Origin of the sequence: Nocardiopsis flavescens (assembly GCF_900141985.1) — a bacterium.
Taxonomy (GTDB): Bacteria; Actinomycetota; Actinomycetes; order Streptosporangiales; family Streptosporangiaceae; genus Nocardiopsis; species Nocardiopsis flavescens.
Window position 1 is genome coordinate 40,055 of the sequence record NZ_FQZK01000020.1, and the last position, 12,076, is coordinate 52,130.

The following is a 12,076-nucleotide window of genomic DNA, read 5'->3' on the forward strand; positions in this document are numbered from 1 at the left end:
TGAACTGACGGCGGCGGCCTGCCGCCCCTTACGGGGGGCGGTGCCGCCGCCGTTCGGTGTCAGAGGGTCCGTGACACGGGCCGGGGAGAGGGCGCCACGGCGCCGGCGGGAGAGGCATGACGGATAACGGGGGCGGACGGGTCGCCGGCGGTGACGCTTCGTGGTTCAAGCCCAGCGAGGACCGCCACCTGAAGCAGTCGGACTACCAGGACCCGCTCGATGACCAGGAGCAGCAGGAGGAGACGGTCTTTCCGGACAGCGGGGGGTACGCGGGCCTGAGCTCGTCGCGCCCCGCCCTGGCGGACCCGTACCCGGAGGCGCTGGGCGGGCCTCCCGTGGAACCGCCCAACCCGCTCTCCTACCCGGGGGCGGGGGACGCGGCCTACCGGCCGCTCACCCGCATCCCGGGCGAGGAGGGAGCGCCGGGGGCCCGGGAGGGGGCCGCCGCGCCGCAGGAGCCGGGAGCCCCGTGGACCGACGTCCCGGAGGGCGGGACCGACGACGTCCACGGGCGCTTCGACGACCCCTGGGACGCCGCGGGCGCCGCGGGCGCCTCCGGTCTCCGCGACGCCGACGGTGTCGCCGGAGCCGGGCGCCCGGACACCCCGTGGGGCGCCGGCGCGGACGCCGCGGACCACGGCCGGACCGCCGGCCGTCCGCAGGCCCCGCACGGCGCGGACAGCGACCCGTTCGGCGACCGCGCCGCCCCGGGGGAGGCCGGCGAGGCGTACGGCTCCGCGGGATGGGACGCCGAGCCCGGGGACGGGCGCGTCCCCGCCTGGAGTCCCGAGGGCTCCGACCCGCTGGGCGGCGCCCGCGGTGCCGGGGACCCGCCGGGTTCGCGCACCCCCTGGGACGCCGACGGCTCCGACCCCCTGGGTTCGGGCGCCCGACCGGACCGCGGCCACGACGCCTCGCGCGACGAGGCGGACCCGCTCGGCGGTGACGACCGCGCGGCGGCCTGGAGCGCCGACGGCCTCCACGGCGACCGCACCCCTGCGTGGAGCCCCGACGACCCCGACCCCCTCGGTGTCGACGCACGTCCGGACCGCGCCCCCTCCTGGGAGTCCGGTGCCGCCGACCCCCTGGGTGGCGACGCCCGTCCCGCGTGGGAGTCCGAGGGTCCCGGTCGTTCGGCCGCCTGGGATTCCGACCCGCTGGGCGGGGACACCCGTCCGTCGTGGGATTCGGGTGACGCGGGGCGTTCCGGTGCGTGGGACTCCGGCGACTCCGATCCCCTGGGCGGGGACACCCGTTCGGACCGCGGTCGCGACGACCGCGCCCCCTCCTGGGAGCCCGGTACCGCCGACCCCCTGGGCGGCGACGCCCGTCCGTCGTGGGATTCCGAGGGTTCCGGTCGTTCGGCCGCCTGGGATTCCGACCCGCTGGGCGGCGATACCCGTCCGTCGTGGGATTCGGGTGACGCGGGGCGTTCCGGTGCGTGGGACTCCGGCGACTCCGATCCCCTGGGCGGGGACACCCGTCCCGCGTGGGAGTCCGGTGCCGCCGATCCGCTGGGCGGGGACACCCGTCCGTCGTGGGATTCCGAAGGTTCCGGCCGTTCGCCCGCGTGGGGCGCGGACGACTCCGACCCCCTGGGCGGGGACACCCGTCCGTTGTGGGATTCCGAGGGTTCCGGTCGTTCGGCCGCCTGGGATTCCGACCCGCTGGGCGGGGACACCCGTCCGTCGTGGGATTCCGAGGGTTCCGACCGTTCGCCCGCGTGGGACTCCGGCGACTCCGACCCGCTGGGCGGGGACACCCGTCCGGCCCGGGACCTCGACGACCGTCCGGACACCCCCTGGGGGGCGGACCCGCTCGCGGCCGACGGCGGCCGGGCCGGCGCGGACGTCGACCCGTTGACCGACGGCTCCTACGGTGTGCGCGGCGACGACCGCGGTACCTCCCGGGGCCCGGACGACGACCCGCTCGGAGCCGGCCGGGACGCGGAGCAGGGCTCCGAGCCGGACCCCTGGGGATGGAGCAGGGACGCCGACGCGGCCCCCGGGCCCGTCCGGACGCCCGACTCCCGGGAGGAGCGGCCCTCCACGCCCTGGACCGACGTGCCCGAGCCGGACGCCTGGGACGAGTCGCCCGGCGCCACCGGCAACACCTGGGCCTTCGACCGCAACGACCCCCGGCTGCCCGACGTTGTGCGCGAGGCCGAGCGGCGCCGCCGCGAGGAGCGCGGGACCGAGGTGCCGGAGGACCCGCTGGCGGCGATCGCCGAGGCGCAGTCGCGGGCCGCGGCGGCCGACCCCGGGGCCACGCAGATGATCGACCCCGTGGAGGAGGACGAGGCCCCGGCGGCGGACGACCCGGACTACGACGACGGCTTCACCCCCGCCGACTACGGGATGCCGGTCAAACCCAAGGCGAAGAAACGGCGAAAGGACGTCATCGCCGAGGAGTTCCCCGGTTTCGAGGACCGCCCCCTGGGCGGCGAGGCCGGGGACTCCTACCCCGGTTACGACAGCGTCGACTTCCTCGCCGACACCGACCGCGGGGCGGTGGCCACCCTGTGGCTCGGCGTCGCCTCGCTGATCCCCGGTGTCGGTCTGGTCACGGCCCTGCTCGCCCTGCTGGTCACCGGACCCCGCGCCAAGCGGGCGATCCGCGGTTCCAACGGCACCCTCGACGGGCTCGGTTTCATCACCGGCGGCACCGTTTTCGCGGTGCTCGGCATCCTGGTGACGGTGATCTCCGTCGCGATCTGGCTGCTCCCGTAGAGAAGGCGGCCGCTCCCTGTGACAATGGTCGGAGGGAGCGGCCGCCGTGCCATTCCCGGTCCCGGTGGAAAACCGGGGCGAAGCAGCGCCGGAACGGCGTAGACTGAGAGTGACCCACGGCTGCGCGAGAATCCGGTTCGGCGGTTCGCGCCATGTCGCACACCGTTTTGACCGCCTAGAGGGTAGACGGTAGCCTGTGTGATTGTGCCCGTGAGTCGACGGGTCACACGTGTGTGTGCGGCGCCCCGGTCCTTGGAGATCTGCGGCGCGCGGTGCATGTGAACCCCCTCCCGTGAAAATCGGCCCCTTTTCAGGTGTCCGTCGTGCGTCCGAACGAGCGCGACACGCCCGACAGCGTGGGTCGGGGAGGTTCGGGAAATCCAGCAGGTCAATAGCGATACGGCTACGAGAACCGGCGTAGGTCACGAGGAAGACGGAGACGCGGTGCCCACCATCCAGCAGCTGGTCCGCAAGGGCCGACAGGACAAGGTCGCAAAGAACAAGACCCCGGCGCTGAAGGGGAGTCCGCAGCGACGTGGCGTGTGCACGCGCGTTTACACCACCACGCCGAAGAAGCCGAACTCCGCCCTGCGCAAGGTCGCTCGCGTGAAGCTGAGCAGCGGTATCGAGGTCACGGCCTACATCCCCGGCATCGGCCACAACCTCCAGGAGCACAGCATCGTGCTGGTGCGCGGCGGTCGTGTGAAGGACCTGCCGGGTGTCCGCTACCGAATCGTCCGCGGTTCGCTCGACACCCAGGGTGTCCGAGGCCGCAAGCAGGCGCGTAGCCACTACGGCGCCAAGAAGGAGAAGTAAGCATGCCGCGCAAGGGCCCGGCGCCGAAGCGCCAGCTCATCACCGACCCGGTCTACGGCTCGCCGCTCGTCACCGCACTGATCAACAAGGTGCTGCTCGACGGCAAGCGCTCGATCGCCCAGCGCGTCGTCTACGACGCCCTGGAGGGCGCCCGCGAGAAGACCGGCCAGGACCCGCTGGTCGTTCTCAAGCGCGGTCTGGACAACGTCAAGCCCGCGCTGGAGGTCCGCAGCCGCCGTGTCGGTGGCGCGACCTACCAGGTTCCGGTCGAGGTCCGCGCCTCCCGGTCCACCACGCTGGCCCTGCGCTGGCTGGTCTCCTTCGCGCGCCAGCGCCGTGAGAAGACCATGACCGAGCGTCTGATGAACGAGCTGGTCGACGCCAGCAACGGTCTCGGCGCGGCCGTCAAGAAGCGTGAAGACACGCACAAGATGGCCGAGTCGAACAAGGCCTTCGCCCACTACCGCTGGTAACCCCGCGGCTGTATCGCTTGAGACCCAGGGAAGACGAACCCCATGGCTGCAAAGACTGCGCTTGACCTGGCCAAGGTCCGCAACATCGGGATCATGGCCCACATCGACGCGGGCAAGACCACCACCACTGAGCGGATCCTCTACTACACCGGTGTGACCCACAAGCTCGGCGAGACGCACGACGGCGCCTCGACGATGGACTGGATGAAAGAGGAGCAGGAGCGGGGTATCACCATTACCTCCGCTGCTATCACCACCCACTGGGACGACCACACCATCAACATCATCGACACGCCCGGCCACGTCGACTTCACGGTCGAGGTCGAGCGGTCGCTGCGTGTTCTCGACGGTGCTGTCGCGGTCTTCGACGCCAAGGAAGGCGTCGAGCCCCAGTCGGAGCAGGTCTGGCGTCAGGCTGACCGCTACGGCGTGCCGCGCATCTGTTTCGTCAACAAGATGGACAAGATCGGTGCCGAGTTCCAGCGCTGCGTGGACATGTTCCGCGAGCGCCTGGGCGCCAACGCGATGCCGATCCAGCTGCCCATCGGCGCCGAGGGCGACTTCAAGGGTGTCATCGACCTCGTGAAGATGAAGGCCTACGTGTGGAGCAGCGACACTCCGCTCGGCGAGATGTACGACACGGTCGAGATCCCCGAGTCCCACGCCGACGCCGCGCGTGAGGCCCGCGACCAGTTCCTGGAGACGCTGGCCGAGGCCGACGACGAGATCATGGAGCTGTACCTGGAGGGGCAGGAGCCCACCCTGGAGCAGCTGGTGCCGGCCATCCGCCGCGCCACCATCGCCGGCACGGCGATCCCGGTCGTCTGCGGCACCGCGTTCAAGAACAAGGGCGTCCAGCCCCTGCTCGACACCGTCGTGTCGTACCTCCCCTCGCCCCTGGACATCGAGGCCATCGAGGGCCACGACCCCAAGGACGAGTCCGAGGAGACCAAGCTCCAGCGCAAGCCCAGCAACGACGAGCCGCTGTCCGCCCTGGTCTTCAAGATCGTGAGCGACCCGCACCTGGGCAAGCTGTCCTACCTGCGCGTCTACTCCGGTCTTCTCCAGACCGGTACCCAGGTGCTCAACAGCATCAAGGGCCGCAAGGAGCGCATCGGCAAGATCTACCGCATGCACTCCAACAAGCGCGAGGAGATCGCCTCCGTGGGCGCCGGCGACATCGTCGCCGTCATGGGCCTGAAGGACACCACCACGGGCGAGACGCTCTGCGACCAGCAGAACCCGATCGTCCTGGAGTCCATGACCTTCCCGGCCCCGGTCATCGAGGTGGCCATCGAGCCGAAGACGAAGAGCGACCAGGAGAAGCTGGGCATCGCGATCCAGCGCCTCGCGGAGGAGGACCCCTCCTTCCAGGTCGCCACCGACGACCAGACCGGCCAGACCGTGATCTCCGGTATGGGCGAGCTGCACCTCGAGGTGCTCGTCAACCGCATGCGCGACGAGTTCAAGGTCGAGGCGAACATCGGTAAGCCCCAGGTGGCCTACCGCGAGACCATTCGCAAGAAGGTCGAAGGCCACGTCTACACCCACAAGAAGCAGACGGGTGGATCGGGCCAGTTCGCCAAGGTCAAGATCGACGTCGAGCCCCTCGAGTCGGACAGCGGCGACACCAGCGGCTACGAGTTCGTCAACGCCGTCACCGGTGGCCGCATCCCGCGCGAGTACATCCCCTCGGTCGACGCCGGCTGCCAGGAGGCCGCGGAGCTGGGCGTCCTCGCCCACTACCCGCTGGTCGGCGTGAAGGTGACGCTGACCGACGGTCAGTACCACGAGGTCGACTCCTCCGAGATGGCCTTCAAGACCGCCGGCTCGATGGCCTTCAAGGAGGCCGTCAGGCTGGCCAAGCCGACTCTCCTGGAGCCGGTCATGGCGGTCGAGGTCACCACCCCCGAGGAGTACATGGGCGACGTGATCGGCGACCTGAACTCCCGCCGTGGACAGATCCAGTCCATGGACGAGCGTTCCGGCGTCCGTCTCGTGAAGGCCCTCGTGCCCCTCTCCGAGATGTTCGGCTACGTGGGTGACCTGCGCAGCCGTACGCAGGGTCGAGCCAACTACTCGATGGTGTTCGACTCCTACGCGGAGGTTCCGTCCGCTGTCGCCCAAGAAATTGTGGCGAAGGTTCGCGGCGAGTAGTCGCGAACACGTAACCAATCCGGTCCCGCCCCCAGCGGGGCGGACCGGGTACCAGATAGCTCTGTACGTCTAGGAGACATCCAGTGGCGAAGGAAAAGTTCGAGCGGACTAAGCCGCACGTCAACATCGGCACCATCGGTCACATCGACCACGGCAAGACCACGCTGACCGCGGCCATCACCAAGGTGCTGCACGACGCGTACCCGGAGATCAACCCGTTCACGCCGTTCGACGAGATCGACAACGCTCCCGAGGAGCGCGAGCGCGGTATCACCATCTCCGTCGCCCACGTCGAGTACCAGACCGAGGCGCGTCACTACGCCCACGTCGACTGCCCCGGTCACGCGGACTACGTGAAGAACATGATCACCGGTGCCGCCCAGATGGACGGTGCGATCCTGGTCGTGGCCGCCACCGACGGCCCGATGCCGCAGACCAAGGAGCACGTGCTCCTGGCCCGCCAGGTCGGCGTGCCCTACATCGTGGTGGCCCTGAACAAGGCCGACATGGTGGACGACGAGGAGATCTTCGAGCTCGTCGAGCTCGAGGTCCGCGAGCTGCTCAGCGAGTACGAGTTCCCCGGCGACGACATCCCCGTCACCAAGGTCTCCGCGCTGAAGGCCCTCGAGGGCGACGCCGAGTGGGGCAAGTCCGTCCTGGAGCTCATGGGCACCGTGGACCAGTACATCCCCGAGCCCGAGCGTGACACCGACAAGCCCTTCCTCATGCCGATCGAGGACGTCTTCTCGATCACCGGTCGCGGCACCGTCGTCACCGGCCGCATCGAGCGCGGCATCGTCAACGTCAACGAGACCGTCGACATCGTCGGTATCAAGGACGAGAAGCAGACCACCACGGTCACCGGTGTCGAGATGTTCCGCAAGCTGCTCGACCAGGGCCAGGCCGGCGACAACGTCGGTCTGCTCCTGCGCGGCATCAAGCGCGAGGACGTCGAGCGCGGCCAGGTCGTCATCAAGCCCGGCACGACCACCCCGCACACCGAGTTCGAGGCCCAGGTCGTCATCCTGTCCAAGGACGAGGGTGGCCGCCACACGCCGTTCTTCAACAACTACCGCCCGCAGTTCTACTTCCGCACCACCGACGTCACCGGCGTCGTGACGCTGCCGGAGGGCACCGAGATGGTCATGCCCGGTGACAACACCGAGATGACCGTCCAGCTGATCCAGCCGGTCGCGATGGAAGAGGGCCTGAAGTTCGCCATCCGCGAGGGTGGCCGGACCGTGGGCGCCGGTCGCGTCACGAAGGTCCTCAAGTAGCACACGACGGGGAGGCTCCCCATGGAGCCGCCCCGCCGTGCGGGGCGGGCCGCCCCTGCGGCGGCCCGCCCGGCACAACGAAAAGACGTCATCGGGCTCTGTGACGGTGACGCACCGCAGGGGCAAGCCCTGTTGCGGTTTCTCAAGGGAATAGGGGCTCACGGCTTCACGGCGGATTCCGCCGGGCCTGGGCGTCTGTGACCGGACACCGTTACGGACACTGAAGCGAAGGACGAACAGGCCACATGGCGGGACAGAAGATCCGCATTCGGCTAAAGGCCTATGACCACGAGGTCATCGACAGCTCGGCGAAGAAGATCGTCGAGACTGTGACGCGAACTGGCGCACAGGTCGCGGGCCCGGTGCCGCTGCCGACGGAAAAGAACGTTTACTGCGTCATCCGATCGCCGCACAAGTACAAAGACTCGCGCGAGCACTTCGAGATGCGCACGCACAAGCGGCTGATCGACATCATCGACCCGACGCCGAAGACCGTCGACTCGCTCATGCGGCTCGACCTCCCGGCTGGCGTTGACATCGAGATCAAGCTTTAAGGACGCACAGACATGGCCACCAAGCAGATCAAGGGAGTCCTGGGCGAAAAGCTCGGCATGACCCAGGTCTTCGACGATGCGGGCAAGATGGTGCCCGTGACGGTTCTGAAGGCCGGTCCGTGCGTCGTGAGCCGGATCCGGACCCCGGACACCGACGGCTACTCCGCCATCCAGATCGGTTACGGGCAGATCAACCCGCGCAAGGTCAACAAGCCGCTCGGCGACTACCTGCGCAAGAACGAGCTGACCCCCCGCCGCCACTACGTCGAGGTCCGCACGACCGATGCCTCCGAGTACACGCTCGGCCAGGAGGTCTCCGCGGACGTCTTCGAGAGCGGCCAGAAGGTCGACGTCTCGGGCAAGAGCAAGGGCAAGGGCTTCGCGGGTGTGATGAAGCGCCACGGCTTCCGTGGCCTCTCCGCCTCGCACGGTACCCAGCGCAAGCACCGCTCGCCCGGTTCCATCGGCGGCTGCGCCACGCCCGGCCGCGTTTTCAAGGGCATGCGGATGGCCGGGCGCATGGGCAACGTGCGCAAGACCGTCCAGAACCTGACCGTCCACTCCGTGGACACGGAGAAGGGCCTCATCCTGGTCAAGGGTGCTGTTCCCGGTCCCAACGGCGGTCTGGTGCTCGTCCGCACCGCTGTGAAGGGGGACAAGTAAGCCATGGCCCAGATCGAGGTCAAGAACCCCGCGGGCGGCGCCGAGGGCAGCGTCGAGCTGCCGGAGAGCGTCTTCGCCCAGCAGGTCAGCATCCCGCTGATCCACCAGGTCGTGAACGCCCAGCTGGCCGCCGGCCGCCAGGGCACCCACGCGACCAAGACCCGCGGCGAGGTCCGCGGCGGTGGTAAGAAGCCGTACCGCCAGAAGGGCACGGGTCGCGCCCGCCAGGGCTCCATCCGCGCTCCTCAGTACACCGGCGGTGGCACGGTCCACGGGCCCCAGCCCCGCGACTACAGCCAGCGCACCCCGAAGAAGATGAAGGCCGCCGCCCTGCGCGGTGCCCTCTCCGACCGGGCGCGCCACGGCCGCATCCACGTCATCAGCCACTTCGTGGCCGAGGACGCCGACGCGAAGCTCACGCAGACCGCCCTCAAGGCGCTGCGCCAGGTGACCGAGTCCGACAAGGTCCTGGTCGTCCTGGCGCGCGAGGACGAGCACAACCGACGTGCTCTGCGCAACCTCGAAGAGGTGCACATCCTCGACGCCGACCAGGTGAACACCTACGACGTCCTCTACTCGGACGACATCGTGTTCACCGAGGCGGGCTACACCGAGTTCCTGGCTCACGCCTCCGGCGCCGCCAAGGCCGCTGCTCAGTCCGAGGAGGACGACCAGTGAGGATCCCCGACCCGCGGGACATCATCATCGAGCCGGTGATCTCGGAGAAGAGCTACGGGCTCATGGACGAGAACAAGTACACGTTCGTCGTTCACCCGGACGCCAACAAGACCCAGATCAAGATCGCCATCAAGGAGATCTTCGAGGTCGAGGTCACCGCTGTGAACACGATCAACCGCAAGGGCAAGCGCAAGCGCACCCGCTTCGGGTACGGCAAGCGCCCTGACACCAAGCGCGCGATCGTCAGTGTCGCGGACGGCCAGCAGATCGACATCTTCGGTCGCTAGCTGATCCGGTCTGACCGCTCCACACCAGTAACACGTAAAGGAATGCACGAAGAAGATGGGCATTCGTAAGTACAAGCCGACGACACCGGGTCGTCGCGGTTCCAGCGTGAGCGACTTCGTCGAGATCACGCGCTCGGAGCCGGAGAAGTCCCTGGTCCGTCCGCTCCACTCCAAGGGCGGCCGCAACGGCCACGGCCGGATCACCGCCCGCCACCAGGGCGGCGGTCACAAGCGCGCCTACCGCGTGATCGACTTCCGTCGCCACGACAAGGACGGGGTGCCGGCCAAGGTCGCTCACATCGAGTACGACCCCAACCGCACCGCGCGCATCGCCCTCCTCCACTACGTGGACGGTGAGAAGCGCTACATTCTCGCGCCCGCCGGCCTCAAGCAGGGCGACCGCGTCGAGAACGGCCCCCAGTCCGACATCAAGCCGGGCAACTGCCTCCCGCTGCGCAACATCCCCACGGGTACGTTCGTGCACGCGGTCGAGCTGAAGCCGGGCGGCGGTGCCAAGCTGGGCCGCTCCGCTGGTACGCAGATCCAGCTCCTCGCCAAGGAGGGACGTTACGCCACGCTGCGCATGCCCTCCGGCGAAATGCGCATGGTGGAGATCTCCTGCCGCGCGACCGTCGGCCAGGTGGGCAACGCCGAGCAGTCCAACATCAACTGGGGCAAGGCCGGCCGCTCGCGGTGGAAGGGCAAGCGCCCGACCGTCCGCGGTGTGGTCATGAACCCCGTCGACCACCCGCACGGCGGTGGCGAGGGCAAGACCTCGGGTGGTCGCCACCCGGTCAGCCCGTGGGGCAAGAAGGAAGGCCGGACCCGGGCCAAGAACAAGGCCAGCGACAAGTTGATCGTTCGGCGTCGGCGTAGCGGTAAGAAGAAGCGGTAAGGAGCACGTCTGATGCCACGTAGCCTGAAGAAGGGCCCGTTCGTCGACGACCACCTTCTCAAGAAGGTGGAGACGCAGAACGAGGCGAACACCAAGAACGTCATCAAGACGTGGTCCCGTCGGTCCATGATCATCCCGGAGATGATCGGCCACACCATCGCCGTCCACGACGGTCGCAAGCACGTCCCCGTGTTCGTGTCCGAGTCCATGGTCGGCCACAAGCTCGGCGAGTTCGCTCCCACGCGTACTTTCCGCAGCCACGTCAAGGAAGACCGCCGTAGCCGCCGTTAGTCGGTTGCAGCAGGCAGTAAGAACCACGTTCTCCACGGTGAGTGGGGATGAATTTCCGTGAGCGAGGGAAAAGCGATGGGAACGAGGGCACAGGCACGGTTCGTCCGTGTTACGCCCCGGAAGGCCCGCCGGGTGGTGGACCTTATTCGCGGGTTGCCCGCTGACGAGGCACAGGCGGTGCTCCGGTTCGCGCCCCAGTCGGCTAGCGAGCCTGTTGGCAAGGTACTGGCCAGTGCCATCGCCAACGCTGAGCACAACGACAAGCTGGACCGTGAGTCGCTGGTCGTCGAGGGCGCGTGGGTGGACGAGGGTCCGACCCTGAAGCGCATTCGGCCCCGTGGCTTCGGCCGGGCATTCCGGGTGACCAAGCGTACGAGCCACATCACCGTGGTCGTCGCCGAGCGCTCGGGCGCTTCGTCCAAGACCAAGGAAAGGACCCGATAGTGGGGCAGAAGGTTAACCCGCACGGGTTCCGCCTCGGCATCACCACCGACTTCAAGAGCCGGTGGTACGCCGACAAGTCCTACAAGGACTACGTCAAGGAAGACGTCGCGATCCGGCGGATGCTGACCCGCGGCATGGAGCGCGCGGGCATCTCCAAGGTCGAGATCGAGCGCACCCGTGACCGCGTCCGCGTCGACGTCTACACCGCCCGGCCGGGCATCGTCATCGGCCGCCGCGGCGTGGAGGCCGACCGCATCCGGACCGACCTCGAGAAGCTGACCTCCAAGCAGGTCCAGCTGAACGTCTTCGAGGTCAAGAACCCGGAGGTCGACGCGCAGCTGGTCGCCCAGGGCGTCGCCGAGCAGCTCGGCAGCCGTGTGGCGTTCCGCCGCGCGATGCGCAAGGCCATGCAGAGCGCGATCAAGTCCGGTGCCAAGGGCATCCGGATCCAGTGCGGTGGCCGTCTGGGCGGGGCCGAGATGTCCCGCTCGGAGTTCTACCGCGAGGGTCGCGTGCCGCTGCACACCCTGCGCGCCGACATCGACTACGGCTTCTTCGAGGCCCGTACGACGTTCGGCCGCATCGGTGTGAAGGTCTGGATCTACAAGGGTGACGCTCCGGCGACCCGCGCCGAGCGCGAGGCGGCCCAGGCCGCGCAGCGCTCCGCCGGCGGTGGCGGCGGCGGTGGCGGCGGTCAGCGCCGCGAGCGCCCGCAGCGCCGTCGTCGCGGCGGTGCCGCCGGCGGCGCTCAGCCGCAGAACGCCGAGGCCAAGGCCCCGGCCGAGTCCGCTCAGTCCGAGGGGAGCTGACCA

General features: G+C 69.0%; 13 protein-coding genes. All 13 read left to right on the top strand.

Features of this window, described 5'->3' with window-relative positions; translation table 11 throughout:
• Window positions 1-116: 116 nt before the first annotated feature.
• Window positions 117-2,729, top strand: a complete 2,613-nt coding sequence (locus BUE45_RS24610) for a hypothetical protein (protein WP_073382295.1) — start codon at window positions 117-119, stop codon at window positions 2,727-2,729.
• Window positions 2,730-3,173: 444 nt separating this feature from the next.
• Window positions 3,174-3,545 carry a 30S ribosomal protein S12 gene (gene rpsL, locus BUE45_RS24615; RefSeq protein WP_014912437.1) on the top strand — a complete coding sequence of 124 codons (372 nt, stop codon included), beginning with the start codon at window positions 3,174-3,176 and terminating at the stop codon, window positions 3,543-3,545.
• A 2-nt stretch (window positions 3,546-3,547) separates the two neighbouring features.
• On the top strand, window positions 3,548-4,018 hold the full coding sequence (gene rpsG / locus BUE45_RS24620; RefSeq protein WP_073382298.1) for a 30S ribosomal protein S7: 471 nt from the start codon (window positions 3,548-3,550) through the stop codon (window positions 4,016-4,018).
• A gap of 42 nt (window positions 4,019-4,060) precedes the next feature.
• Window positions 4,061-6,175 carry an elongation factor G gene (gene fusA / locus BUE45_RS24625; protein ID WP_073382300.1) on the top strand — a complete coding sequence of 705 codons (2,115 nt, stop codon included), beginning with the start codon at window positions 4,061-4,063 and terminating at the stop codon, window positions 6,173-6,175.
• 83 nt (window positions 6,176-6,258) lie between these two features.
• Window positions 6,259-7,452 (top strand): elongation factor Tu, encoded by a 1,194-nt coding sequence (gene tuf / locus BUE45_RS24630; RefSeq protein ID WP_073382304.1) that lies wholly within the window; start codon window positions 6,259-6,261, stop codon window positions 7,450-7,452.
• Window positions 7,453-7,697: 245 nt separating this feature from the next.
• Window positions 7,698-8,006 (top strand): 30S ribosomal protein S10, encoded by a 309-nt coding sequence (gene rpsJ, locus BUE45_RS24635; protein WP_014908366.1) that lies wholly within the window; start codon window positions 7,698-7,700, stop codon window positions 8,004-8,006.
• 12 nt (window positions 8,007-8,018) lie between these two features.
• The gene (gene rplC, locus BUE45_RS24640; RefSeq protein WP_073382307.1) at window positions 8,019-8,669 is read left to right on the top strand and encodes a 50S ribosomal protein L3; all 651 of its coding nucleotides are present in this window, start codon (window positions 8,019-8,021) and stop codon (window positions 8,667-8,669) included.
• Between the two features lie 3 nt (window positions 8,670-8,672).
• A complete protein-coding gene (gene rplD / locus BUE45_RS24645) occupies window positions 8,673-9,347 on the top strand; it encodes a 50S ribosomal protein L4 (protein ID WP_073382309.1) in 675 nt (224 codons plus the stop codon).
• Window positions 9,344-9,634, top strand: a complete 291-nt coding sequence (gene rplW, locus BUE45_RS24650; RefSeq protein WP_073382312.1) for a 50S ribosomal protein L23 — start codon at window positions 9,344-9,346, stop codon at window positions 9,632-9,634. The genes rplD and rplW overlap by 4 nt, the downstream gene beginning before the upstream one ends.
• A 55-nt stretch (window positions 9,635-9,689) precedes the next feature.
• Window positions 9,690-10,529: a 50S ribosomal protein L2 gene (gene rplB / locus BUE45_RS24655; protein ID WP_073382314.1), complete on the top strand. Its 840-nt coding sequence runs from the start codon at window positions 9,690-9,692 to the stop codon at window positions 10,527-10,529.
• A 12-nt stretch (window positions 10,530-10,541) separates the two neighbouring features.
• Window positions 10,542-10,820 (top strand): 30S ribosomal protein S19, encoded by a 279-nt coding sequence (gene rpsS / locus BUE45_RS24660; RefSeq protein WP_073382317.1) that lies wholly within the window; start codon window positions 10,542-10,544, stop codon window positions 10,818-10,820.
• A gap of 75 nt (window positions 10,821-10,895) precedes the next feature.
• Window positions 10,896-11,264 (top strand): 50S ribosomal protein L22, encoded by a 369-nt coding sequence (gene rplV / locus BUE45_RS24665; RefSeq protein WP_073382319.1) that lies wholly within the window; start codon window positions 10,896-10,898, stop codon window positions 11,262-11,264.
• The gene (gene rpsC / locus BUE45_RS24670) at window positions 11,264-12,073 is read left to right on the top strand and encodes a 30S ribosomal protein S3 (RefSeq protein ID WP_073382322.1); all 810 of its coding nucleotides are present in this window, start codon (window positions 11,264-11,266) and stop codon (window positions 12,071-12,073) included. The genes rplV and rpsC overlap by 1 nt, the downstream gene beginning before the upstream one ends.
• The last annotated feature ends 3 nt before the right edge of the window (window positions 12,074-12,076 follow it).